The 24,385-nt window shown below is 71.2% G+C and carries 26 protein-coding genes; 16 read left to right on the forward strand and 10 right to left on the reverse strand.

All coding sequences use genetic code 11. The features are described 5' to 3' along the window. Positions 1-163: 163 nt before the first annotated feature. Positions 164-529, forward strand: a complete 366-nt coding sequence (locus CF165_RS28420) for a DUF3817 domain-containing protein (RefSeq protein WP_093950657.1) — start codon at positions 164-166, stop codon at positions 527-529. An 81-nt stretch (positions 530-610) separates the two neighbouring features. Here CF165_RS28420 and CF165_RS28425 read toward each other — a convergent pair whose 3' ends face one another. Further along, positions 611-1,111, reverse strand: a complete 501-nt coding sequence (locus CF165_RS28425) for a MarR family winged helix-turn-helix transcriptional regulator (protein ID WP_093950658.1) — start codon at positions 1,109-1,111, stop codon at positions 611-613. 78 nt (positions 1,112-1,189) lie between these two features. Between CF165_RS28425 and CF165_RS28430 the strand changes: the two genes are divergently transcribed. Together CF165_RS28430 and CF165_RS28435 are read left to right on the forward strand one after the other, a co-directional pair. Continuing rightward, positions 1,190-1,492, forward strand: a complete 303-nt coding sequence (locus CF165_RS28430) for a thiamine-binding protein (protein WP_093950659.1) — start codon at positions 1,190-1,192, stop codon at positions 1,490-1,492. 293 nt (positions 1,493-1,785) lie between these two features. After that, positions 1,786-2,598, forward strand: coding sequence for a transposase family protein (locus CF165_RS28435; protein ID WP_205661000.1), 813 nt, complete (start codon positions 1,786-1,788; stop codon positions 2,596-2,598). Positions 2,599-2,681: 83 nt separating this feature from the next. Here the strand turns inward: CF165_RS28435 and CF165_RS28440 are convergent, their stop codons facing one another. Then, positions 2,682-3,089, reverse strand: coding sequence for a Cif family virulence factor (locus CF165_RS28440; protein WP_093950661.1), 408 nt, complete (start codon positions 3,087-3,089; stop codon positions 2,682-2,684). A gap of 101 nt (positions 3,090-3,190) precedes the next feature. On the opposite strand from CF165_RS28440, the gene CF165_RS28445 reads away from it, so the two are divergent. Both CF165_RS28445 and CF165_RS28450 read left to right on the forward strand, forming a co-directional pair. Further along, on the forward strand, positions 3,191-4,162 hold the full coding sequence (locus CF165_RS28445; protein ID WP_093950662.1) for a tetratricopeptide repeat protein: 972 nt from the start codon (positions 3,191-3,193) through the stop codon (positions 4,160-4,162). A 155-nt stretch (positions 4,163-4,317) separates the two neighbouring features. Continuing rightward, positions 4,318-4,983 (forward strand): DUF4097 family beta strand repeat-containing protein, encoded by a 666-nt coding sequence (locus tag CF165_RS28450; RefSeq protein ID WP_093950663.1) that lies wholly within the window; start codon positions 4,318-4,320, stop codon positions 4,981-4,983. A gap of 43 nt (positions 4,984-5,026) precedes the next feature. Here the strand turns inward: CF165_RS28450 and CF165_RS28455 are convergent, their stop codons facing one another. Further along, on the reverse strand, positions 5,027-6,469 hold the full coding sequence (locus CF165_RS28455; protein WP_093950664.1) for a neutral zinc metallopeptidase: 1,443 nt from the start codon (positions 6,467-6,469) through the stop codon (positions 5,027-5,029). 133 nt (positions 6,470-6,602) lie between these two features. Between CF165_RS28455 and glgP the strand changes: the two genes are divergently transcribed. Together glgP and CF165_RS28465 are read left to right on the forward strand one after the other, a co-directional pair. Then, entirely contained in the window at positions 6,603-9,131 is a 2,529-nt protein-coding gene (gene glgP / locus CF165_RS28460; protein ID WP_093950665.1) for an alpha-glucan family phosphorylase, read from the forward strand. Positions 9,132-9,195: 64 nt separating this feature from the next. Beyond that, positions 9,196-10,182: an LLM class F420-dependent oxidoreductase gene (locus CF165_RS28465; protein WP_093950666.1), complete on the forward strand. Its 987-nt coding sequence runs from the start codon at positions 9,196-9,198 to the stop codon at positions 10,180-10,182. Here CF165_RS28465 and CF165_RS28470 read toward each other — a convergent pair. Together CF165_RS28470 and CF165_RS28475 are read right to left on the reverse strand one after the other, a co-directional pair. After that, positions 10,179-10,574 (reverse strand): rhodanese-like domain-containing protein, encoded by a 396-nt coding sequence (locus CF165_RS28470; protein WP_093950667.1) that lies wholly within the window; start codon positions 10,572-10,574, stop codon positions 10,179-10,181. The genes CF165_RS28465 and CF165_RS28470 overlap by 4 nt on opposite strands. Beyond that, complete coding sequence (locus CF165_RS28475) at positions 10,571-11,116, reverse strand: cysteine dioxygenase (RefSeq protein ID WP_093950668.1); 546 nt, start codon at positions 11,114-11,116, stop codon at positions 10,571-10,573. The genes CF165_RS28470 and CF165_RS28475 overlap by 4 nt, the downstream gene beginning before the upstream one ends. 318 nt (positions 11,117-11,434) lie before the next feature. On the opposite strand from CF165_RS28475, the gene CF165_RS28480 reads away from it, so the two are divergent. The 7 genes from CF165_RS28480 (at position 11,435) to CF165_RS28510 (ending at position 17,360) form a co-directional block, all read left to right on the forward strand. Next, entirely contained in the window at positions 11,435-12,256 is an 822-nt protein-coding gene (locus tag CF165_RS28480; protein WP_167441590.1) for an ABC transporter ATP-binding protein, read from the forward strand. Positions 12,257-12,310: 54 nt separating this feature from the next. Beyond that, entirely contained in the window at positions 12,311-13,090 is a 780-nt protein-coding gene (locus CF165_RS28485; RefSeq protein ID WP_093950669.1) for an enoyl-CoA hydratase/isomerase family protein, read from the forward strand. Positions 13,091-13,094: 4 nt separating this feature from the next. Beyond that, entirely contained in the window at positions 13,095-14,060 is a 966-nt protein-coding gene (locus CF165_RS28490; protein ID WP_093950670.1) for a class I SAM-dependent methyltransferase, read from the forward strand. 1 nt (position 14,061) lies between these two features. Then, complete coding sequence (locus CF165_RS28495) at positions 14,062-15,228, forward strand: THUMP-like domain-containing protein (protein ID WP_093950671.1); 1,167 nt, start codon at positions 14,062-14,064, stop codon at positions 15,226-15,228. Positions 15,229-15,308: 80 nt separating this feature from the next. Beyond that, the gene (locus CF165_RS28500; RefSeq protein ID WP_093950672.1) at positions 15,309-16,073 is read left to right on the forward strand and encodes an HAD family acid phosphatase; all 765 of its coding nucleotides are present in this window, start codon (positions 15,309-15,311) and stop codon (positions 16,071-16,073) included. A gap of 62 nt (positions 16,074-16,135) precedes the next feature. Next, complete coding sequence (locus tag CF165_RS28505) at positions 16,136-16,513, forward strand: DUF427 domain-containing protein (RefSeq protein WP_093950673.1); 378 nt, start codon at positions 16,136-16,138, stop codon at positions 16,511-16,513. Positions 16,514-16,529: 16 nt separating this feature from the next. Continuing rightward, a complete protein-coding gene (locus CF165_RS28510; RefSeq protein WP_093950674.1) occupies positions 16,530-17,360 on the forward strand; it encodes a LysR family transcriptional regulator in 831 nt (276 codons plus the stop codon). A gap of 1 nt (position 17,361) precedes the next feature. Here CF165_RS28510 and CF165_RS28515 read toward each other — a convergent pair whose 3' ends face one another. Both CF165_RS28515 and CF165_RS28520 read right to left on the reverse strand, forming a co-directional pair. Beyond that, positions 17,362-18,327: a chitinase gene (locus tag CF165_RS28515; protein WP_093950675.1), complete on the reverse strand. Its 966-nt coding sequence runs from the start codon at positions 18,325-18,327 to the stop codon at positions 17,362-17,364. Positions 18,328-18,431: 104 nt separating this feature from the next. Further along, positions 18,432-19,103, reverse strand: a complete 672-nt coding sequence (locus CF165_RS28520) for a DUF2306 domain-containing protein (protein ID WP_167441591.1) — start codon at positions 19,101-19,103, stop codon at positions 18,432-18,434. Positions 19,104-19,247: 144 nt separating this feature from the next. Between CF165_RS28520 and CF165_RS28525 the strand changes: the two genes are divergently transcribed. Beyond that, positions 19,248-20,135 carry a TetR/AcrR family transcriptional regulator C-terminal domain-containing protein gene (locus CF165_RS28525; protein ID WP_093950676.1) on the forward strand — a complete coding sequence of 296 codons (888 nt, stop codon included), beginning with the start codon at positions 19,248-19,250 and terminating at the stop codon, positions 20,133-20,135. Between the two features lie 10 nt (positions 20,136-20,145). Continuing rightward, positions 20,146-20,664 carry a GNAT family N-acetyltransferase gene (locus tag CF165_RS28530; RefSeq protein ID WP_093950677.1) on the forward strand — a complete coding sequence of 173 codons (519 nt, stop codon included), beginning with the start codon at positions 20,146-20,148 and terminating at the stop codon, positions 20,662-20,664. 769 nt (positions 20,665-21,433) lie between these two features. Here CF165_RS28530 and CF165_RS28535 read toward each other — a convergent pair. The 3 genes from CF165_RS28535 to CF165_RS28545 all read right to left on the reverse strand — a co-directional run bounded on the left by CF165_RS28535 (position 21,434) and on the right by CF165_RS28545 (position 24,325). After that, positions 21,434-22,885, reverse strand: a complete 1,452-nt coding sequence (locus CF165_RS28535; protein ID WP_093950678.1) for an FAD-dependent monooxygenase — start codon at positions 22,883-22,885, stop codon at positions 21,434-21,436. A gap of 10 nt (positions 22,886-22,895) precedes the next feature. Further along, positions 22,896-23,468: a PadR family transcriptional regulator gene (locus CF165_RS28540; RefSeq protein WP_093950679.1), complete on the reverse strand. Its 573-nt coding sequence runs from the start codon at positions 23,466-23,468 to the stop codon at positions 22,896-22,898. An 80-nt stretch (positions 23,469-23,548) separates the two neighbouring features. Next, positions 23,549-24,325, reverse strand: coding sequence for a maleylpyruvate isomerase family mycothiol-dependent enzyme (locus CF165_RS28545; protein ID WP_093950680.1), 777 nt, complete (start codon positions 24,323-24,325; stop codon positions 23,549-23,551). Positions 24,326-24,385: the final 60 nt, after the last annotated feature.

Genomic DNA, 24,385 nt, shown 5'->3' on the forward strand with positions numbered 1-24,385 from the left:
CATCGTCACGGGCCCCGGTGTTCCCGTGAGGGCCGTCACGCCTCACACTGGTATCAGCACGTCCGACAGCGCCGTTGACGTCCACAGGCAGTCCGCCTTGGACGGTGCGTCGGGCGTTTTCTTATGCCATGAACAACGTGGTGAGACCCCACAGGAGGAAGAAGTGTCCAGCAAGGCCGCTCTAGTGTTCCGCGTGGCCGCGGTAGCCGAAGCCCTTTCGTGGGCGGGGCTGCTGGTCGGGATGTTCCTCAAGTACGTCGTCCACTCCTCTCACGAGGGCGGCGTCCCCGTCCTCGGCATGGTGCACGGCGTGATCTTCGTCCTCTACCTGGTCGTCTCCCTGTCCGTGGCGAAACCGCTCGGCTGGCGCCCGAAGACGCTGGTCCTGGCGCTGCTCGCGAGCATCCCGCCGCTGTTCACCTGGCTGTTCGAGAAGTGGGCGCTGCGCAACGGCAAGCTCGACGGCCCGCAGCGGCTGTCCCACGGCGGTGTCGGCCTGTTCCAGGTCAAGGAACCCGTCGCCGCCTGATTCCCAAGCCGTGAGAAAGGCCCGCGCTTCCGGCGCGGGCCTTTTTTGTTGCTCCCCTGTGGACGATCCGCAGCGGACCGCTTACTCGGTGAAGTCCCCCGCGGCGCGGCGCACCTTCGTCAGCAGGTCCGTCAGCTGCTCGGTCTGCCGCTCGGTCAGCCCGCTCAGCCCGAAGTCGATCGCGGTGACGGCTTCGGTCGCGGCCTCGCGGCGCGTCCGGCCTTCGCCGGTGATCTCCACGAGCGTCGTGCGGCGGTCCGTCGGGTGCGGGACGCGCTTCACGAGCCCGTCGCGCTCCAGCCGGTCGACTATGTTGGTGACACTGGTGGGGTGCAGCTGGAGCCGCTCGCCCATCACCCGCATCGGCAGGCTGGCGCTGCGGGCGAAGGTGAGCAGCACCAGGGCTTCGTACCGGGCGAAGGTCAGGCCGTGCGGCTTGAGCGCGCCGTCCACCGCGGACTGGATGATCTGCTGGACCCGCATCACCCCGGTCACCGCGGCCATGGTCCCGGAGGGCCCGATGCGGTCCTCCCACAGCCGGGCCGCGCGGGCGATCGGGTCGAACGGCAGCGGACGGTTCATGACACGCGAAGTTACCAGCGGGTACCGGCGGGTGTCGCACGACCGGCGGAAAGAACACCGAAGAAGGGACTTCCGAGCATGATCGTCGCGTTCAGTATCAGCCCGTCCGGCGGGGATCCCGACGGCGGCGTGAGCGAAGCCGTCGCGCGCGCGGTGAAGGTGGTCCGCGAGTCCGGGCTGCCCAACTCGACCAACGCGATGTTCACGAACATCGAAGGCGAGTGGGACCAAATCATGGACGTCGTGAAGCGCGCGGTCGAGGCCGCGGGCGAAGGCTCGGCCCGCGTCGGCCTGGTCCTGAAGGCCGACATCCGCCCCGGCTTCGAAGGCCAGCTCGAGGCGAAGGTGGACCGGATCGAAGCCCACCTCCGCGACGCCTGAGTCTCAAACGCCCCAATGTGGCGTTCGGTGCGTTGGACGCACCCAATGTGGCGTTCGGTGCGTTGGACGCAACCAACGCCACATTGGGCATTTTTCATCGTGGTTTGTGCTGGTGAGAGCAGCCTGGCCGGGCTGTTTGACTGACCTGGCAATGAAGCGCTGCCGGACCGGCGTGGTGACCCGGGCATGAGTGAAGCCCTCGGCAAGATCGAGATGTGAGTCAACAACCCGCCGAGGGCTTCAACCCCATTTCTTACCAGGTCACCCTTCCCCTCTCGCGTCAGACCCTGCAGATGGTCGCCGACCTGATCCGCACCCACCGACGACAGGTGCGGTCGCGGTGGCGCAAAGCCACCCCCGCCGAGCAGGCACTGGTGGTGCTGGCGGTGCTGCGCCACGACCAGCGCCTGGCCGACATCGGCGGTGGTCACGGGGTCTCGGCCAGCACGGTGCGCCGGTGGGTGCTGGAAGTCATCGGGTTGCTCGCCGCCCGCGCCCGTCGGCTGGACCGGGTCCTGCGGCGGCTGCTCGCCCGGGGTTCGGCGGTGGTGCTGATCGACGGAACCCTGATCCGGACCCGCCGCCGCAGCGGAAAAGCCAACCGAGCCAATTACAGCGGCAAACACAAACACCACGGGCTGCTCGTGCTGGCCCTGACCGGCGAGGACGGCCGGCTGGTCTGGGTGTCGGCGGCGCTGCCGGGCAAGACCGCCGACATCACCGCGTCGCGGCGGCTGGGGCTACGGGAGCGGCTGCACGAGCATGATCTGTCCCCGGCCGGGGACAAGGGCTTTCACGGCTGGCACAAAGACGTCCGCGAGAGTCGTGACTGCCCAGGGTGCGGCAGGTCGTGTGAGCAGGTCGTGCTCACCCCGTACAAGGCCGAGGCGAAACGGCCGTTGACCGAGGGACAGCAGCAGGCCAATGCGGCTTTCAGCGCGATGCGGTGCGCGGTGGAGGGCGGCTTCGCCGCCCTCAAATCCTGGCGGATCCTGACCAAGCTCCGCTGTCATCCCCGCCATGCCACGACTCTGTTGCGGGCTCTGCTCGTGTTGACCCAGCATGAGCAGAGCATCCGCGGCACTGTCCAGTCCACCGCAGGCTGACTACTACCACGCTCGGTCAACCCGGCCTGAGCAGCACAAACCACGATGAAACAACCCCATTGGGGCGCTCTGGTCAGGGGCGGTCAGGGGAGAGGCGGGGTGAGGGCGATCGTCCAGCGGCCGTCTTCGCTCGTCACCGCCAGGGGGTAGCTGAACGGCTTGCCGTCGGCGAGGGTGCCCGCGATCGTCGCGCGGGTCGGTGCGGCCGCGTCCGGGCCCAGCTCGACGTGCACGTCGTGGACGCCGTGGCCGGCCAGCACGCCGACGTAGTCCTTCGCGAAGTCGTCGCCGCCCGAGCCGGGGTAGTCGAGCAGGCCGGCGAACGCGTCGGAGTCGTGGGCGCCGAGCGCCGCGGTGAGCCGGTCGCGCAGCTCGGCGGGGGAGGCCGCCCCCGGGTCGGGTTCGTGGACGATGAGCAGCGTCACGGCGCCGATCCAGACGGCGGCGGCCGCGATCGACAGGCCGACCTTCACGTCACGCCGGATGTGCACCCGGCCGAGCCTGCCTCAGCGGCGCCGTCCTGCCAAGCGGGCGCCGCCGCTCGGGACAGGCACCCGTGAAATGCCTCCTGCGCCCGTGCCAGGATGGAACCGTGACCCAACCACGCGGATCTGCAGCGAAGTCAGCGGCCCTGTCCGCCGCCCTGTCCGGCGCGGTCGACTTGTCCGCGCTCAAGGCCCGCGCCGAAGCGGCGCGCAAGCAGCCGGCCCCGCCCGCGGGCGGGCCCGCCCCCTCGGGCGACGGACCGCCGCCGTCGGGCGAGGCCGTGATCGACGTCACCGAGGCGACCTTCCAGGCCGAGGTCGTGGAGCGGTCCCTGCACCAGCTGGTGGTCGTCGACCTCTGGGCCGAGTGGTGCGGCCCGTGCAAGCAGCTGTCCCCGGTGCTGGAGCGGATGGCCGCCGAGTCCGGCGGGGCCTGGGTCGTCGCGAAGGTCGACGTCGACGCCAACCCGCGGATCGCGCAGCTGTTCGGTGCCCAGTCCATCCCGACGATCGTCGCGATCGCCGGCGGCCAGCCGGTCGACGCGTTCTCCGGCGCGCTGCCCGAGCCCGAGATCCGCAAGTGGATCAACTCGCTCCTGGACGCGCTGCGCGACAAGCTGCCGGGCATCCGCGACGCGGAGGGGGCAGGCGGCCCGGTAGAGGAGCCGGAGGACCCGCGCTTCACCGAAGCGGAAGAGGCCTTCGAGCGGGGGGACTTCGCCGCCGCGCAGGCCGCGTACGAGCGCATCCTCGACGTCGAACCGGCCAACGAGCTGGCGAAGAACGCACTGGCCCAGGTGAGGTTCACCGCCCGCGCGGAGAAGGCGGACCCCGACGCCCGGGCGAAGGCCGACGCCGACCCGTCCGACCTGACCGCCCAGCTCGACGCGGCCGACCTGGAGATCGCGGAGAACCAGGTGGAAGCCGGGTTCAAGCGCCTGATCGACGTGGTCCGCCGCACGGCGGGCGAGGACCGCAACAAGGTCCGCGAGCACCTGGTGGCGTTGTTCGACCTCTTCGACCCGGCCGACGAGCGCGTGATGAAGGCCCGCCGCGACCTGGCCAGCGCCCTCTTCTAGAGCCCGGGCCCACGGCCCCCGCCCTCGGGTGGGGGCCGTTTCGCGTGTCAGGGGCCGCGTCAGCCCGGTGACCGGGCGGTGTCAGCCGGGCGCACGAAGGTGGTTTCCAGCAGACCGGTTCCCACCCGGGGACCACAGTCCAGGAGGTCACCACCATGTCCACGTTCGCCACTCCCGCCCCCATCTCCGCCGTCGTCGCCGTCCCCGCGGGACGCCTCCACCTGGTCGCCGCCGACCGGGCCGACACCACCGTCGAGATCGTCCCCGCGGACGCCTCGAAGAGCCGCGACGTGAAGGTGGCGGAGCAGACGACGGTCGAATACCGCGACGGCGTCCTGCGGGTCGAGGCCTCGGCGAAGAACCAGTACTTCGGCCCCTCCGGGACCATCGATGTGACGGTCCACCTGCCCGCCGGCTCCCGCGTCGAGGTCAAGGCGGCCAGTGCCGAACTCCGGACCGCCGGACGGCTCGGCGACGTCGTCGTCGAGAGCGACCACGGGGCGATCACCCTCGACGAGACCGCGGGCGCCCGCCTCACCACGGCCGCCGGCGACGTCTCGATCGCCCGGCTGACCGGTCCCGCGGAGATCCGCACCCGCAAGGGCGACATCCGGGTCGCCGAGGCGGTCAGCGGCGCGGTCGTGCTGCGCACCGACGCCGGCGACGTCGAGGTCGGCGCCGCCGCGGGAGTCTCGGCGTCCCTGGACGCGGGCACGTCCCACGGCCGGATCCGCAACTCGCTCCGGAACGCCGGCGGCACCGCCCAGCTCGCCATCCACGCGAGCACCAGCGTCGGCGACATCACCGCCCACAGCCTCTGAACAGCGCGAAGGCCCTGGCCGTGGTCAGGGCCTTCGCTCCGGTTCAGGCGTACTGCTTCGAGCAGACCGACGAACCTTCGAGGTAACCGCGGCGCAGCGATTCGACCCGGTCGAAACCGCTGTCCGGGCGTTTCCCGTTGACGTCCGCCGACACGAGGCTCTCCGGCTGCAGGAGGTCCGCGATGGCCTCGTCGAGGTCACCCGCCGAGAGGCGCAGGTCGCCCGGGCGGTTGGTGAACGCCGCCCACGCCCCCACCAGGCAGGCGGTGCGCAGGCCCGCGTTGGCGTTGTCGATCGACGCGCCGACGCCCTTCTGGATGCCCAGCGCGTACCGCGAAGCGACCTCGGCGAACGCGGCGAAGTCACCCATGCCACCCGGGTCCTCGCCCTTCATCTCGGCCGCGCGGTCGATCGGCTGGGCGAGCTGGGCCAGCTTGGCCATGTCGATGCTCACGGAGTTGTCGTCCGGGCAGTACGACGCGGGCGGCGTGGTCCGGCAGCTGCCGCCGTCGGTGATCTCCGGCCCGGCCACCCCGGCCCGCTTGAACGCCTCGTCGAGGCTCTTCTTCAGCAGGTCGACGGTCTTGCCGTCGAACTTCGCGTCGCCCTTGCCCTTGTCACCCTTGTCGAACGGCCGCTCGGTGAGCCGCGCCTGGACGTTCTCGGTGGTCATCCCCGCGCACTCCTTCGGGCCCTTCTCGAACCCGGCCTGGAACGCGTAGGTGCGGTCGAACGCCGTGCCGTGCGCGCCGCGGTCGGCGCCGCTGGTGCCCGCTTGGTCGCGGATCAGGAACATCGCCGCCATCACCTGGTTCAGGCCTTCGGACGTCGACACCCGGTAGTACTTGCTCTTGTCCTCGGCGACCCAGCGGAAGTAGCCGCCGGCGAAGCAGTCGGCCTGCTGCTCCTTGACCACGGTCGGGGTGCTCTTGGTCAACCCGGCCTTGTCGCCGAGCCGGTACTGGACGGCGTGGCCGAACTCGTGCGCCAGCACGACGACCACGGACACCGGGCCGAACCGCTGGCGCAGCATCGGCAGCAGCACGCCGCGGTCCCAGGCCACCGAGTCGTCGGAGGCGCAGTAGAACGCGTTGACGAGCTTCTTCACGCTGCCGCAGCCGGTTTGTTCGGTGTCGGTCTGCGAGTCGTAGGACAGCAGCGACTTCACCGGCTCGAACTGCTGCCCGAAGTCGGCGGGCAGCCGCTCGCCCCAGTACGTCTGGACGTCGTCGATCGCGGCGGTGGCGAGCTTGTCGTCCTCGGTGCCCGCGGCGTTGCGGACGTCGATCTTCGGCGTCGGCGCGTCCGGCTTGAGGCCGCTCTCGAAGTGCGTCACCGGCAGCCCGGCGACGGATCCGGCGCCGGTGTCCTTCACCGGCCCGCTCCCGGAACCGCCCTTGCCGTCGCACCCGCTCACGGCCACGGCCGCAACCGCCGCAACAGTAAGCAACGCGACCAGCGCGCGCCGTCGTCCCCCTGGGATCATCTCTCGTTCACTCGCTCTCGTGCCCACCCGTACCCGACGGCAGGACCCTACCCAGGGCCTTCGGGCGGTGTGCGCGTTATCCCCGAACTACTCCCTGCGCAGGGCGGGCCCCGGCCCGATATCGTCGCTTCCCATGCGTGCAGTCCGCCGGTTCACCGTCCGCGCCAGCCTCCCGGAGTCCCTGTCCGGACTGGGCGCGCTGGCCACCAACCTGCGCTGGACATGGCACCCGCCTACGCGCGACCTGTTCGCGTCGATGGACGCCGAGCTGTTCAACGCCGTGCGCGACCCGCTGCGGATGCTCACCGAGCTGCCGCCCGCCCGGCTGGACGAGCTCGCCGTCGACGACGACTTCCTCGCGCGCGCCCGTGCCGCGGCCGAAGACCTGGAGAAGTACCTGTCCGAGCCGCGCTGGTACCAGCGCCGCGAGGACCCCGAACTGCCGTCCGCGGTCGCCTACTTCTCGATGGAGTTCGGCGTCACCGAAGCGCTGCCGAACTACTCCGGCGGCCTCGGCGTGCTGGCCGGCGACCACCTCAAGGCCGCGTCCGACCTGGGCGTGCCGATGATCGGCGTCGGGCTGCTCTACCGCAACGGCTACTTCCGGCAGTCGCTGTCGCTCGACGGCTGGCAGGTCGAGCACTACCCGGTGATCGACCCGAACGCGTTCCCCCTCGAGCTGCTGACCGTGGGCGGGCGGCCGGTGCTGATCGGCGTCGCGATGCCGGGCGGGCGCGAGCTGTGCGCGCAGATCTGGCAAGCCCGCGTCGGGCGGGTGCCGCTGCTGCTGCTCGACACCGACACCGAGGCCAACGACGAAGACCTGCGCGGCGTCACCGACCGGCTCTACGGCGGCGACGCCGACCACCGGCTGCGGCAGGAGATCCTGGCCGGGATCGGCGGGTTTCGCGCGGTCCGGAAGTACTGCGAGCTGACCGGCCACCCGCAGCCGATGGTGTTTCACACGAACGAGGGACACGCGGGCTTCCTCGGGCTGGAACGGGCGCGCGAGATCGTCCAGGCCGATGGGCTCGCGTTCGACGAGGCCATGCCCGCGGTCCGGGCCGGCACGGTGTTCACCACGCACACCCCGGTCAGCGCGGGCATCGACCGGTTCCCGGTGGACCTGGTGCAGCGGTACTTCAACGACGGACGCCTGGTACCGGACATCGACCCGCGGCGCGTGCTCGCGCTCGGCGCCGAGGACAACCCCGGCTTGTTCAACATGGCGCACATGGGCCTGCGGCTGGCGCAGCGCGCGAACGGCGTGTCCCAGCTGCACGGACGCGTCACGCGGAAGATGTTCTCCCGGCTGTGGCCCGGGTTCGACCACGACGAGGTGCCGATCTCGTCGGTCACGAACGGCGTCCACGGCCCGACGTGGGTGGCGCGCGAGCTGAGCACGCTGCTGGGGCGCGAGTGGGGCCTCGACGTCGGCGAGGGCCCGCTGCGCGACGGCGTTTCCGACGCCCAGCTGTGGGAGCTGCGGCGCGAGCTGCGCGAGAAGCTGGTCCACGAGGTGCGGCGCCGGGTGCGCGCGGCCTGGCTGCAGCGTGGCGCGTCGCCGCTGGAGCTGGGCTGGGTGGACTCCGTGTTCGACCCGGACGTGCTGACCGTCGGGTTCGCCCGCCGCGTCCCGACGTACAAGCGGCTGACGCTGATGCTGCGCGACCCGGACCGCCTGCGGACGCTGCTGCTGCACGAGGACCGGCCGATCCAGGTCGTCGTGGCCGGCAAGTCCCACCCGGCCGACGAGAACGGCAAGCAGCTGATCCAGCAGATCGTCCGGTTCGTCGACGGCGCGGACGTCCGGCACCGGATCGTGTTCCTGCCCGACTACGACATGTCGATGGCGCGGTACCTCTACCGCGGCTGCGACGTCTGGCTGAACAACCCGGTGCGGCCGCTGGAGGCGTGCGGGACGTCGGGGATGAAGTCGGCGCTGAACGGCGGGCTGAACCTGTCGATCCGCGACGGCTGGTGGGACGAGTGCTACGACGGCAGCAACGGCTGGGCGATCCCGACCGCCGACGGCGTCACCGACCCGCTGCGCCGCGACGACCTCGAGGCCGCGGCGCTGTACGAGCTGCTCGGCCAGCAGATCGCGCCGCTGTTCTACGACCGCTCGGACGGCGGCGTCCCGACGGGCTGGCTGTCGATGGTGTGGCACACGCTGGAGACGCTGGGCCCGCGCGTGCAGGCGTCCCGGATGGTCCGCGAGTACGTCGACAACGGCTACCTCCCGGCATCCCGGACGGTCGCGGCGGCGACCGGCGACGGCTACCGCGGCGCCCTGTCCCTGGCGGACTACCGCACCAAGCTCGAGGTGTCGTGGCCGCGGCTGCGGATCTTCGACTCGGAGCTGCTGGTCGAGGCGTCCGAGCGCCTGGTCGTCGGCACCGAGGTGACGATCAGGGCGCGGATCGACCTGGCGGGCCTCGATCCGTCCGAAGTGGACATCCAGGCGGTGGTCGGCCGCGTCGGCGACGACGACGAGCTGCGCGACACGGTGACGGTCCCGATGACCGCCGACGGCATCGGCGCGTTCGCGGCCCGCCTGAAGCTCCCGCGGCCGGGATCGGTCGGCTACACGGTCCGGGTGCTCCCGAAGCACGGCCTGCTGGCGGCGCCGGCGGAGCTGGCGCGCGTCGTCCTGGCCTGACCTGGAGCTGCTCCAGCCCGGAAATCGCTGCGCACGGCGGGCCGGGCGGCGTTAGGTTGGCCGCATGCGCTTCGGAATGTTCGTCCCGCAGGGCTGGCGGCTCGACCTCGCCGGCATCGATCCCGCGGACCACTGGAAGACCATGCTCGGCCTCGCGAAACACGCGGAGGCCGGGCCCTTCGAATCGATCTGGGTCTACGACCACTTCCACACCGTGCCGGTCCCGACCGAGGAAGCCACGCACGAGGCCTGGTCGCTGATCTCGGCGTTCGCCGCCGCGACGGAGACCGTGCGGCTCGGGCAGATGTGCACCTGCATGGGGTACCGCAACCCGGCCTACCTCGCGAAGGTCGCCGCGACCGCGGACACCATCTCCGGCGGCCGCGTCGAGATGGGCATCGGCGCCGGCTGGTACGAGCACGAGTGGCGCGCCTACGGCTACGGCTTCCCGGGTGCCGGTGAGCGGCTGGGGCAGCTCGACGAGGGCGTGCGGATCATGCGCGACCTCTGGACCACCGGGACGTCCACTTTGGACGGCAAGCACTACAAGACCGACGGAGCCATCCTTCGTCCGCTGCCGCCGCAGGAAGGCGGCCTCCCGCTGTGGATCGCCGGCGGCGGCGAGAAGAAGACGCTCCGGATCGCCGCGAAGTACGCGAAGTACACGAACTTCGCCGGCGACCCGGAGACCTTCACCCGCAAGTCGGAGATCCTCGCCGCGCACTGCAAGGACGTCGGCACCGACTTCGACGCGATCGTGCGCTCGGCCAACCACAACGTCGTGCTGGGCGAGACCGAAAAGGACGTCCAGGACAAGCTGGCCTGGCTGAAGTCCCACCTCGAGAAGTACGCTCCGGCGGACGCCGCCGAGCGCTGGCACGGCGTCTTCGTGAACAGCCCGACGACCGGCACACCCGAGCAGGTCACCGAAAAGCTCGCCGCGATGGGCGAGCTGGGCATGTCCTACGCGATCTTCAACTTCCCTGAAGCCGCGTACGACCGCTCGGGCATCGACCTGTTCGCGTCCCGGGTCGCCCCGGCGCTGGCCTAAGGCACCGCGGGGCTGCCGCCGGTCTGCACAGGCAGGCCGGCGGCAGCCCAGGCGCGGAACCCGCCTTCGAGGTCCGTCGCGTTGCGCAGTCCCAGCCGTTGCAGGTCCGCCGCCGCGAGACTCGACGAGTAGCCCTCGTTGCACAGCACGACGACCGTCGAATCGGCCGTCACCCCGGGCAGCCGCCACTCGCTGTCCGGCGCGAGCCGCCACTCCAGGTGGATCCGCTCGACGATCACCGCCCCCGGGATCTCGCCCTCGGCCTGCCGGTTCGCGAACGGCCGGATGTCGACGAGCAGCGCGCCCGCCTTCTGCAGCTCTTGTGCCCGCGAAGGCCCGGCCCGGTCCAAGCCGGACCGGGCCTGCTCCAAGACGGCATCGATCGCGCTCATCCGTGGACGATAGCGGGCAGCGGCGGGATCTCCGCCGGAACGTCGGCGAGCGAGGCGTATTCCCGCGTCGCCACCAGCGGCGGCGAGTACGCGTGGACGCTCGCCGCGGGCTGGTCGCCGATCCCGGTGACCTGGTGGGCGCGGCCCGCGCCGAAGCCGATGCCTTCGCCGGCCACGTGCGTGCGGCGCCGGATCGGGCCGCCCGGGTAGCGGTACTCCTCGCCGAGCTCGCCGTGCAGGACGGTGAACGAGCCGGACGCGCCCCCGTGGTCGTGCGGCTTCGTGTGCTGGCCGGGCAGCCACGACAGCAGCCACAGCTCGACGCCGTCGGTCAGGGCCAGCCGGGCCCACCAGCGGCGATCCTCGTCGAACCGCAGGATGCCCCGCAGGCCCGAGGTCAGCTCGGTGGTGACGGTGGTGGTCAGGTCGGCCAGCTCACGCGGGGTCCAGAGCAGCCGCGAAGGGTGCAGCAGCTCGGGGAGCAGCGGGTCGGTCAGCTGGGGGTGGATTTCGACGGACGGCCGGACGATGGACGTGGTCAACTCGGGTGCTCCTCGCGACGTGGAGTGATCGGGACGCCGGGGCAGCGCGGCACCGCACGCGTCACATCGGGACGCGAGGGATCAGCGGAGCCGCGCCCGCGTACACCCGGCCGAAGCGACGAGGAGCAGGTCGATCGCGCGACGGCGCCAGAACGAGCCCCGGGTCACCGGGGTCGTGGGAGCGTCGGCGGACATGCGGCCGATAGTGCCACAGCCCGCTGCCGGAGACCGGGCCGTTCCACCTCGTGGAACGCCTCCGACCTGCCCGTTCGCGGTCTCACCCGGGCGGGTGCGCACGCGCGCGCGACGGAAGACAGAATGGGCCTCGTGAGCGAGCCGATCCAGCCCAGCGAACTTGACGACCTCGTGGTCCGGATGGCCGGTGTCGGCGTCCGCCGGGGGACCAACGACCTCCTCGCCGGCCTCGACTGGACCGTGGAACTGGACGAGCGCTGGGTGGTGCTCGGCCCGAACGGCGCGGGCAAGACCACCCTGCTGCGCCTCGCCGCGGCCGAACTGCACCCGACCACCGGCGAGGTCGACCTGCTCGGCGAGCGGATCGGCCGGGTCAACATCTTCGACCTGCGCCCCCGCATCGGCTTCACCTCGGCCGCCATCGCCCAGCGCGTGCCGGGCGACGAGCTGGTCAAGGACGTCGTGGTCAGCGCCGGGTACGCGGTGCTCGGCCGCTGGCGTGAGGAATACGACACCCTCGACACCGGCCGCGCGACCGAGCTGCTCGAAGCGATGGGCATCGGGCAGCTCGCCGAGCGCACCTTCGGCACGCTGTCCGAAGGCGAGCGCAAGCGCGCGCTGATCGCCCGGTCGCTGATGACCGACCCCGAGATGCTGCTGCTCGACGAGCCCGCCGCCGGTCTCGACCTGGGTGGCCGCGAGGACCTCGTCGCGCGGCTGTCCGAACTGGCCCTCGACCCGGACGCGCCGGCGCTCGTGCTGGTCACCCACCACGTCGAGGAGATCCCGCCGGGGTTCACCCACGCGCTGCTCCTGCGCGACGGCCACGCGGTGGTGTCCGGGCTCGTCGACGACGTCATCACCAGCGAAAACCTGTCGAAGACGTTCGACCAGGACCTGGTGCTGGAGCGCTCCGGGGACCGGTTCTTCGCCCGCCGTCGCTAGGCTGTCCTTACCGGCCGGTAGCCTGCTGGCACCTGTTCAACGAGGAGGAGTGGCGTGGGAGAGTTCGTAACCCTCGAGGTCAAGGACGGGGTCGGCACGGTCCGGCTCGACCGGCCGCCGGTCAACGCCCTGAACGCCCAGGTCACCGCTGAGCTCGCCGAGCTGGCGAAGGAGGCGACCGAGCGCGACGACGTCCGCGCGGTGATCCTCTACGGCGGCGAGAAGACCTTCGCGGGCGGCGCGGACATCAAGGAGATGGCAACCCGCACCTACCCGGAGATCGCCAAGTTCGGCGCGAACCTCACCGGCACCCTCGCGGCCATCGCGAACATCCCGAAGCCGGTCGTCGCGGCCATCACCGGGTACGCCCTCGGTGGCGGCCTCGAACTGGCCCTGACCGCGGACTGGCGGGTCGCCGGCGACAACGTCAAGGTCGGCCAGCCGGAGATCCAGCTCGGCGTCATCCCCGGCGCGGGCGGCACCCAGCGCCTGGCCCGGCTGATCGGGCCGAGCAAGACCAAGGACATCGTCTACACCGGACGGTTCGTCAAGGCCGAAGAGGCCTTGCAGCTGGGGATCGTGGACCAGGTCGTCGCGCCCGACGACGTCTACGCGGCGGCCCACAAGTGGGCGTCCCAGTTCGCGAACGGTCCGGCCGTGGCACTTCGCGCGGCGAAGGCGGCCATCGACGGCGGTCTCGACATGGACCTCCCGAACGCGCTCAAGCTCGAGTCGCACCTGTTCGCCGCCCTCTGGGCGACCCAAGACCAGCAGAACGGCATGAAGTCGTTCATCGAAAACGGGCCCGGCAAGGCCACCTTCGAAGGGAAATGACGCCTTGACCGACGTGAACGACCCGGCGCCGAACCCGCACGCCACCGCCGAAGAGGTCCAGGCCGCCTACGCCGACCCCAAGCTGGCGAACGTGCTCTACCACGACTGGGAAGCCGGCACCTACGACGAGAAGTGGTCGATCTCGTACGACGAGCGCTGCATCTCCTACGCCACCGACGTGTTCAACGCCGTCGCGGGCGAGGACGGCCAGCCCTACCAGCACGCGATGGAGCTGGGCAGCGGCACCGGTTTCTTCCTGCTGAACCTGATGCAGGGCGGCGTCGCCAAGAAGGGCTCGGTCACCGACCTCTCGCCCGGCATGGTCCAGGTCGCGCTGCGCAACGCCGAGAAGCTCGGCCTCGACGTCGACGGCCGGGTCGCCGACGCCGAGCGCATCCCCTACGACGACAACACGTTCGACCTGGTCGTCGGGCATGCGGTGCTGCACCACATCCCGGACGTCCAGGCGGCGTTCCGCGAGGTGCTGCGCGTGCTCAAGCCGGGCGGCCGGTTCGTCTTCGCCGGCGAGCCGACGAAGGTGGGCGACTTCTACGCGCGCAAGCTCGGCCAGTTCACCTGGTTCCTGACGACCCGCGTGACGAAGCTGCCCGCGCTGAGCGGCTGGCGGCGGCCGCAGGAGGAGCTCGACGAGTCGTCGCGCGCCGCCGCGCTCGAGGCCGTCGTCGACATCCACACCTTCGACCCGTCGGAGCTGGAGTCGTGGGCCCGCGGGGCCGGCGCCCAGGACGTCCGCGCGGTCACCGAGGAGTTCGCCGCCGCGCTCGCGGGCTGGCCGATCCGGACGTTCGAGGCCGCGGTACCGGCCGAGAAGCTCACCGTGCGCTGGCGGCTGTTCGCCTACCACCTGTGGCTACGGCTGTCCGCCGTGGACAAGAAGGTCCTGTCCAAGATCCTGCCGCGCGAGCTTTTCTACAACGTCATGATCACCGGGACCAAGCGGCCGTCCTGAATTGGGCTATTCGTTCAGCCTCGACGACGTCGCCTACCTGCGCTCCGACGCGGGTACGGCGGCGCTCGCCGAGGTCTCGGCCCTGCCGCTGACCGACCCGATCGCGTCCGTGGCTGCCGTCCGCCGTCTCGTGGGCGAGGAGCGCGCGGCCGCCGTCTTGGAAACCGTGCTGCTGCGCCGGAAAGCCGTCGGCAAGCTGTCCGGTGTGGACTGGCTGTTCACCTCCGACGCGCTCCAGCAGGCGAGCGCGTCGATCGTGGCGCGGCACCGGGCGGCGCGCCTGGCCGGTCTCGACGTCCACGACGTCACGTGCTCGGTCGGCGCGGACCTCGTGGAGATCGCACAGGTGGCGCGGCGCACGCTCGGGTCCGATGTGGACCCGGTGCGGCTGGAAATGGCCCGCCACAACGGGCTCGCCGCGGGTGTCGCGTTCGGGCTCGCACGGGCCGACGCCCTGCGTCCGGCCAGCCGTTCCGCGGTTGTCGTCGCCGATCCGGCCCGCCGGGACTCCGCCGGCCGCCGGGCGTGGAAACCCGCCGACTTCGCCCCGCCCCTGGACGGGCTGGTGGGGGCCTACCCCGGACGTCCGCTGGCGATCAAGTGCGCGCCCGGCCTCGACTTCGCGCTCACACCCTGGGCGGACGAGGTCGAACTGGTGTCCCTGGACGGCCAGGTGCGCGAGTCGTGCCTCTGGCGCGGCCTCGGCGACGGCGTCACCCGGCGCGCCACGGTCCTGCGTTCGAACGGAACACAGTGGACGGTCACCGACGCCGAACCGGACGACCTGCCCGCGCGCGAGCCGGGGGAGTGGATCGTCGACCCCGACGGCGCCGTCGTCCGCGCCGGGCTGGTGCGTCACTACGCGGCGCGGCACGGGTTGTGGCAGCTGGACGAGCGCATCGCGTACCTGACCGGGGACACGCCGCCGCCGGGCGTGCGGGCCTTCCGGGTCCTGGAGCAGGGGCCCTACAGCGAGAAGGCGCTGAAGGCCGTCCTCAAGCGACACGACGTCGGACGGCTGGAAATCCTCGTGCGTGGCCTGGACGTCGACCCCGACGCGCTGCGGCGGCGGTTGAAACCCCGCGGCGCCACGGAAGCCTCGGTGGTGCTGACGCGGATCGGACGGTCGCCGGTGGCGTTCCTGTGCCACGCCGAACGGATCACATGAACAGAAACTTTCGAGGGGTGGAACTCCGGGTGAACGTGACGTAGGTTCCCCCGGTCGCCAAGATTCACTGGAGGGTCGCCGTGTCCGGAAAATGGTCAGGTCTCGTCAAGCTCGCCGCCGCCGCGGCCATCGGCGCCACCGTCGCCTCGGGAGCCACCGCGCTGGCCGGCTCGGACGAATCGACCGCCGCGCGCTCGAAGGAGCCGGCCAACATCGGCCAGGTCAAGCTCGACGTCAAGGCGTACTACGGCGACTACCTCGACGCCGCGGGCAAGCACCACTACTCCGACACCAGCCGGTTCGTGAAGGACACCGACCGGATCGTCTCGGACGCGAAGCGCTTCCTGCAGCAGCAGCTCGGCCGGGTGAAGAACCCCGCGGTCGTGCTGGACGTCGACGACACCTCCGAGATCACCTACGGCTGGGAGGCCGACAACGACTTCGGCTTCGACCCGGTCAAGCAGCAGCAGGCCATCGACAACGGCACGTTCGTGGCGAGCAAGCCGGTGCTTGAGCTGGCCAACTGGGCGGCGCAGCGCGGCGTCAAGGTGTACTTCCTGACCGGCCGCAACGAGTTCCAGGGGCCGCAGTCGCTGAAGAACCTCGCCAACGAGGGCTACCCGGCCCCGGCCGGCGCGTTCTTCAAGCCGAAGACCGTCGCGCCGGACTACCTGCCGTGCGGGCTGACCTGCACCACCGTCCAGTACAAGTCGGGCACGCGGGCGCACATCGAGGCGACCGGCGCGAAGATCGTGCTCAACCTCGGTGACCAGTTCAGCGACCTCGAAGGCGGCTACGCGCTGCGCCCGGTGAAGCTGCCGAACCCGATGTACTACCTGCCCTGAGCCGGAATAACCGCCGCTCCCGGCGTGCTGCAACCAGAACACAGGACTCTTAGGGAGCTGACATGGCGAAGCAGGTTCTGCAGCCGGGCCCGGACCACCCGATCACCGTCGAGCCGACGAAGGCGCGTGTGGTGGTCAAGGCCGGCGGGCGCGTCGTCGCGGACAGCCGCAACGCGTTCACCCTGCAGGAATCCACCTACCCGGCGGTCCAGTACATCCCGCTGGCGGACGTCGACGCGGGCGTGCTGGAGCGGACCGACCACGAGACGTACTGCCCGTACAAGGGCGAGGCCGGCTACTACAGCCTCAACGTCGGTGACGTGAAGGCCGAGAACGCGGTCTGGACGTACGAGAAGCCGTACGACGCGGTCGCGCCGATCAAGGACCACGTGGCGTTCTACCCGAACGTCGTGGACTCCATCGAGCTGGTCGAGGACTGAGCTGGACCTCGACCTGCTGAGGACGTTCCTGGCCGTGCACCGGGCAGGCTCGCTGACCGGCGCGGCGCCGGCGCTGGGGTTGTCCCAGCCGACGGTGACCGCGCAGGTCAGGGCCCTGGAGGACCAGCTCGGGCGGCAGCTGTTCGTCCGCCGCGCCCGGGGTGTCACGCCGACCCCGGCGGCCGACGAGCTGGCCGCCCGGGTGGCGCCGCACGTGGACGCGCTGTCCGAGGTCGCGCCGGGTCCGGCGGACCCGTTCGCGGTGCCGGTGCACCTGGCCGGTCCGGCCGAGCTGACCACCGTGCGGGTGCTGCCCGCGTTGAGCGGGTTGGTCGCTTCCGGGCTGAAGCTGCGAGTGACGTTCGGACTGGCCGACGACCTGCTCACGGGCCTCGCCCAGCGGCGGTTCGACCTGGTGGTCTCCACGATCCGGCCCCGCGGCCGCGGGTTCACGGCGACGCCGTTGACCGACGAGGAGTTCGTCCTGGTCGCCCGCCGCGGCTTCGACGGCGACCCCCGGACGGCGCCGCTCGTGGCCTATGCCGAAGACCTCCCGATCATCCGCCGCTACTGGCGCGCGGTGCTCGGAGGGCGCCCGCCGTCGGGTCCCGCGGTCGTCGTCCCGGACCTGCGCGCCGTCCTGACGTGCGTGCTGGCCGGGTTCGGCGTCAGCGTCCTCCCGCGGTACCTGTGCGCGGACGAGCTGGCGTCCGGCGAGCTGGTCGCGCTGCTGGAGCCCGAGGAGCCGCCGATCAACACGCTCTTCGCCGTGACGCGGACCGAGCCGTGCCGGGCGGGCCCGGCGGCGGTGCGGGACGCACTGCTCGCGGACGCCGCCCGGTGGTGACTCACCCGGTGTAGCCGGCGAAGATCTTCGCGAACTCGTACTTCGCCTGCGGCACGTTGGTGCACTTGTAGAGCGCGCCGGTGCAGGCGTTGGCGTCGCGGCCCTGCTCCCAGAACGACAGCATGCCCAGGTGGACGGTTTTGGCGAAGGCGACCAGCGCCTTCGCGTCCTTCTGGTAGAAGATCTCGTTCTGCGAGTCGTTGACGCCGATCATCGGGGTCACGCCGACCTTCTTCCACGCCGCCGCGTCGCTCAGCCCGTACAGCGACTTCAGCTGCGCCTGCGTCGCCTTCGCCGCCGAGATCGCCTTCGCGCCCTGGTCGCCGGCGCCCTGGTAGTAGTCCATGGCCATGATGTTCACCAGGTCGAGGTTCACGCCGGCGTTCTTGGCCGCCTTGACGACGTTGAGCCCGTTCGCGTCGAGGCCGTTCGGCAGCACCGGCAGCGTCAGCGAGATCTTCAAGCCCGGGTTGTTGTTTTGCAGCGTCTTCAAGGCCTGGGACCGGCGCGCGATCGACGTCGGGTCGGCGACGGCCGCCCCTTCGATGTCGAAGTCGGCGTACTTCAGGCCGTACGCCTTGACGACGGCGTCGTACTCGGCCGCGACCTGCGCGGACGTGCTGCACGCCTGGGCCAGCTCGATGCCGGACGCGCCGCCGAAGGAGATCTTGACGTCGCCGCCGGCGTTGCGGATCTTGGTGATTTCGTCCTTCTGCCACGCCGTGCGCGGGTCGTAGGCGCCGAACCAGCTGGCCTTGCAGCCGTAGGAGTTGACGAACGCGAGCGTGAAGCCCTTGACGCCGCTCGCGGCGGACATCGCCGACAGGCTGGGCGTCGGCCAGGCGCCCATGTCGACGTAGGGCCCGACCGGGATCGGCGAGCCGGCCGCGGCGCCGGCCGGGGTGGCGAGCCCGGCGCTCAGCAGGGTGACGCCGGCCAGTGCGGCCAGCAGGGAACGGAGACGCATGGGGAAACCTCCACGACGAAGGAGTTCCGGTCATGATTGGTATAGACCATTAATATGGTCCGGACCATAGGCCGATCGGGGTACCCCGCTGACCGGGAACCTGCTCAGGCCCGGCGTCCCCGGCTCCGCGTCAGCCACCACTCGGCCACCAGAAGCGGGACGACCCAGCCGGTCCACGTGGTGATCCCGGCGATCGCCTGGCCCATCGCCAGTTCGCTGCCGCCGAAGGTGGTGTCAACCTGCGGGGCGAGGACGAGCGCCCACACCACGCCCCAGATCCGGTTGCTGATGATCGACATGCAGAGAGCGAAGCTGCGGACCATCCAGCGGCGGTGGTCGCCGAACCGGCGGGCCCGCGCCATCCGGTAGCCCTGCACGGTGCAGCCGAACCAGAGCGTCGCGAGCAGGACGTTCGACACGGCGCCGACCGGTCCGAACGGTGCCGCGAGCGCGACGGTGAACCCCGCGATCGACGCCGGGATCGCGCCGGCGAACACGTAGACGCGCCCGGTGCGGCGGTGCAGTGCCGGGTGTTTCTGCCGCAGCCACGGCCAGATCTGCAGGGCGCAGGTGACCATCGCGATCGTCGCGAAGCCGATGTGCGTGACCAGCACCGGGTAGTACCAAGCGGTGGGGCCCGGGATCCGGGAGCGAGCCGGGTCCAGCCCGAGGTAGGGCGGGAGCGAATACACCAGGAACACCGTGACGAGCAGCCCCAGCGGGAAGACCCAGGGGCGTCGCCACCACGGCTTCGTGTGCTGTTCGATCGTCGTCACGATTCCCCCTCGTTCGTACGGTGTATCCGCACCGTATGAACGGTGACCGTCGGTCGACAATCCATTCGGGGCGTAATGGGGGAGTACCCTGAAACCGTTCTAGGTCCGCCGGTCAACCGTTCTAGTACGGATGGAGGGGGGTTCGTGGCCGAAGCGCCGTACTTGCGGATCGCGGCGGACCTGCGTCGCCGGATCACCGCGGGGGAGCTGCGCCCGGGTGACCGCGTGCCGTCGACCCGCGCGCTGGTGCGCGAGTTCGGCGTCGCGATGGCGACGGCGGCGAAAGCGCTGTCCGCGCTGGGCGAGCAGGGCTGGGTGCGCGCGGTGCCGGGCAGCGGCACGGTCGTCGCCGACCGGACGCCGGTCAAGCCGCCGCTCGGCCGGGACAGCCTGGTGCGCGCGGCCATCGCGCTCGCCGACGCCGAAGGCCTCGCCGCGCTGTCGATGCGACGGCTCGCCGCCGAGCTGGGCGTCGGCCCGATGGCGCTGTACCGGCACGTCCCCGACAAGGATGAGCTGCTCCGGCTGATGGCCGACGTGGCGCTCGGCGAGGCGGAGCTGCCGGAACCGGGCCCGGCGCGGTGGCGGCCGCGGCTCGAGCTGGCCGCCCGCGCGCAGTGGCGGGCCTACCGGCGCCACCCGTGGCTCGCGCCGATCCTGCTCAATTCGCTGGTCCGCGCGCCGGTGCTGGCGGCCGGGCTGCGGCTGGTCGACTGGTCGTTGCGCGCGCTGGCCGGCACCGGGCTGAAGCGGCGGGTGAAGCTGCAGGTGGTCATGACGCTCAACGGCTGGGTCGGCGGGCTGGCGGTGAGCAACGCGTTCGAGGTGCAGGCCGAGCAGGACACCGGCATCACGGGCGACCAGCGGCTGGCGTCGGACATGGCCCTGCTCGCCGGTTACCTGGAATCGGGCCGGTTCCCGGTGCTCGCGGAGGTGCTGACCGGCCTCGAGGACGTCGGCCTCGACGAGGCCTTCGAGTTCGGCCTGCGCCGCCAGCTCGACGGAATCGCCGTGCTGCTGGGCGAACACTAGACTGGCCGCGGTGCTGATCACGACGGAACGGCTCACGCTGCACGCGTGGTCCGAAGACTTCTTCGACGACCTGTTCGCGATGGCCCAGTTCCCGGAGACGGTCCGGTACGTGGGCACGGGCGAGCCGTGGACCCGCGAGTACACGCTCGCCAAGCACCAGGCGACGCTCACGCACTGGGCTGAGCACGGCTTCGGCTGGTTCGCGGTATCAACGGCACCGGGCTCGTTCGACGGCGTGGTGTCCCTGGTCCGCCGCAGCGCGACGGAGTCGGGCCTCGGCTTCCCGGCGGTGGAAATGGGCTGGTGGATAGCCGCATCGGGCTGGGGCCGCGGTTACGCGACGGAAGCGACGACGGCGGTCCGCGACAAAGCCTTCGAGGCGGGCTGGGCAGACCGGCTGCTGGCGGTGTACGAACCGGCGAACAAGGCGTCGGCCCGAGTGGTGGAGAAGCTCGGCTTCACCCCGCACAGCAAGTTCACCCTGGACGGCCGGGTCGAGCAGCGAGCGGTCCTGAACCGCCCGAGCTGACCCGTTTCCGGGTTGTCCACAGGCGAGCGGAGATGTGGACAACCGGGCCGCCGTCGACGGTTTTTCCCGGGTTTGTCGGAGCCCGCCGATAGACTGGACTTGGGGACGCCCCCCCTGGGAGCGGTGGGGGAGGTTCTCCGGGCGGGGCTTCGGCGAAGTCCGCAAAACACTCGTTGGCCCACCACCCCGAAGCCGGATCGTGACTACGGACGGCAGTACCGCGTCAAGGCGGGAAAGCGTGCCTTGACCCGGCACTACCGTCCGTGTTCTGGCTTCGTATCGGGGTTGCGGGGAGGGGTCTGGGTGGGGCGCCGGTCATGCCATCCACGTGCTCTCACGCCGGTGAGGCACCTGAAAGGAGGCGCTACGACTTTGCCGGAACCCTGCCTGGGAGCGGTGGGGGATGTTCTCGGGGCGGGGCTTCGGCAAAGTCGGTTACTGCTGCGGTGTTCCGGTGGTGGAAGCGGGTGCTTCGAGCTGCTCGCCGGTGTCGTGAATGAGTCATTCAGGACGTGCGGAGGTCCTGAATGACTCATTCACGACCTTCGGAACCACGGCCGCGCTCGACGACCGGCGGCCAAGGGGCCGAGCCGGGCGATGCGCTGGGTGTCATGAACGACTCGTTCCTGTCGTCGGACGTCATGAACGACTCGTTCATGACATCCCAGCGGCCGCCACACGCCAAGCGGACGTGCGTTTCCGGAGTCCGGGGGCACGACTCTGCCGGGAAGGCGGGGCCACAGTGAGCCGGTTGTGACCGGCCGCAAGGTCACGACGTCGCAGCGGCGTGGAGGGAAACGTCCGGCACCGGGACATCCCCGATCCACCGGCGCACCGCCTCGGCCAGACCCGCATCACCGGAACCAGACGACGCAACCCAAGCGACATGGCCGTCCGGTCGCAGCAGCACCGCGTCGATGTCCGAAGTGGACGGACTCGACGCCGTGACCACGTCGACCGCCGTCGACCATGACGCGAATGCGCCCGTCAGGTCCAGCAGCACCGGCCGCCCGGAACGCAGCAGCGCGGCCAGGTGCGTTTCCGTCCCGGAGACCGTCAACGGCACGTCCGGTGCCAAGCGGCCCAGCCACGGGTGCCCGCCCGGCTCGTAGCAGGCGTCCAGCCCGGTGATGATCTCGGCGAGCGCGCGGTTGCCCGCCGGGTGCGCGGCGACGCGGCGCATCAGGTCGGCCCACGGCTCCGCGCCGGCCTCCTCGAGCGCCACCTGGGCCCGCGTGTTCGCGAGGATCCGCTCGCCCGCCGCGTGCCGCTCCTCGTGATAGGTGTCGAGGAGGCCCGGCGGCGCCGTTCCGAGTACCGTCGCCGCGAGCTTCCAGCCGAGGTTGAACGCGTCATCGAGGGCGACGTTCACGCCGATCGCCCCCGCCGGCGGGTGGATGTGCGCCGCGTCGCCCGCGAGCAGGACGCGTCCGGCGCGATACCGGGAGGCCAGCCGTGCCGCGTCGCCGAACCGGCTCAGCCAGCGGGGGGCCCGCAGTTCGACGTGCCGGCCCAGCACGGCGTCCACCTGCGCCTGGAGGCGGTCCAGCGTGACCGGCGTGTCCTTGTCCGACGGCGGGTCGTCCTCCCGGACGACGATCCGGACGTACCCGGGCCGCGGGATGACGAACACGCTTCGGCCGTCCGGCCCCGCCGAAGGCCCGTAGGGCAGTTCGCATTCGACGTCGCCGAGCAGCGCGAACCAGCGCGCGTCGACGCCGGGGAAGGCGATGCCCGCCTGCTTGCGCACCGTGCTGCGCCCGCCGTCGCACCCCGCGAGGTACCGGGACCGGAATCGTCCATTGTGGACCTCGGATGTGACTCCGTCGTCGTCCTGGGTGAACGACCGCAGTTCGTGCCCGCGCAGGATTTCGGCGCCGAGGGCGAGGGCCCGCGCCTCCAGGACCTCCTCCACGCGGGTCTGCGGGATGCCCAGGGAGAACGGGTGGTCCGTCGCCGCGTCCGCGAGCAGCAACGGCCCGGGCAGGCCGGTGACCGGCGCGTGCGGCACCCGGTGGCCCTCCGCGACCAGTCCTTCGGCCAGCCCTCGGCGGGCCAGCAGGTCCAGCGAGCGCGCATTCAGGTTGAAACCGCGGCAGTACGGCGGGCGCTCGGGGTGGCGTTCGACGATCGTGGTGCGGACGCCGGCCAGCGCGAGCTCCGCGGCGAGCAGCAGGCCGGCGGGGCCGGCGCCGGCGATGAGGACGTCGGTTTCGGGCATGGGCTTCCCCTCAGAAGTGTTCGGGCCAGGGCAGGGAGCCGGACCGGATTTCGGCGGCGGTCCGGCGGGCCCAGTCGAGTTCGGCCCGCCAGGCGTGCCGGACGAACTCGACCTCGATCATGAACAGCCGAGGCGCCCCCTTGCCGACGGTCCCGGCCAGCGCCGTGTCCGCGCCGTCGATGCGTTCGGCGAGGTGACGCGCGCGTTCCTCCAGTGCGTCGGCGGCGCGTTCCGGGCCGAGCGCGCCGAGGTAGCTCACGGCCGCGACGAACTTCGGGTACTCCGCCACCGGCTCGCGGACCAGTTCGTCGAGCCAGGCGACGAACTCCTGGCGGCCGAGTTCGGTGTGGGCGTAGACGGTCCGTTCCGGCCGGTTGCCTTCCCGGACCGTTTCGACGGGCTCGATCCAGCGGTGCTTCGCCAGCGACTCCACCGTGTCGTAGAGCGAGCCGGGGTTGATCTTGAACGTCGAGTCCTTGTACCGCTCGCGCAGCGTGGACGCCATTTCGTACGGGTGCATCGGGCGTTCCAGCAGCAGGCCGAGCAGGGCCAGGGCGAGGGTGTTGCGGATCTTGCGCGGCACTAGTCGCTCCCTATTAGTCGGAACCGACTATACGACGTCCGTCAAGCCAGGTGTTCGACGCAGGTGCGCAGCAGATCCGCCTAGAAGCGTGTGTTCTTCTGCCAATGGTGGAAAAGGGCCGCGTCGCCGGACACGGTCAGCCGTGGGTCGTCCGCGGCGAGGCGCCGGGACAGCGCGAGGAGCAGGTCGGCCGCGCGGCCTTCGACGACGACGTCGGCCTGGGCATCGGCGGGTTCGTGGCTCACCTCGACCGCCGACGGCGTCCGCCGGGCCACCCACCCGAACCCGGGTTCGGTGGCCTGGAACAGCAAGGTCTCGCCGGTTCCCCGCAGCGGCGTCCGGTCCAGCGCCGGGTGCTGGAACCGCGAGAAGACGGCCACCAGGTCGAGGCCCTCGGAGATCCCGTCCGCGGCGAGCTCGGCGTCGACGTCGTACGGGGTGCCCGTGGTGAAGGCCGCGTCCGCGCGGTGGACGACCGTTTCGTGGGTCAGGCGCCGCGTCCAGAACCCGGCGCGCCGGTCGGGCGTCCAGGTCGACGTCGGCGTCTCGGGGCCGACCTCGGTCACCGCGGCGACGAGCCGTTCCGCGCCGTCGCGGAGCCAGCCGCCGAGCGCTTCGAACCCGGGCGGGTCGTCGACGGTGACGGCGTCGAACGGCACATAGCCGGTGGGCCGGCTCGCGACGATCGCGGCGGCCTTGTGGTACGCCAGCCCGACGTGGCAGGCCAGGTCGCGCAGTGTCCACTCGGGACAGTTCGGGACGCGCAGCTCCGGATCGGCGCCCGCGATCGCCGTCCCGAACCGCTCCGCTTCGTGGACGAGGGCGACGGCCAGCCGGTCGTGGCTCAAGGGGTTCACCAGGCCACCGTAGGTGTTCCGGCGGGGTCCGTGGGGGCGTGATCGTCTGCCCCGAAGGTC

Source organism: Amycolatopsis vastitatis, from assembly GCF_002234595.1.
Classification (GTDB): domain Bacteria; phylum Actinomycetota; class Actinomycetes; order Mycobacteriales; family Pseudonocardiaceae; genus Amycolatopsis; species Amycolatopsis vastitatis.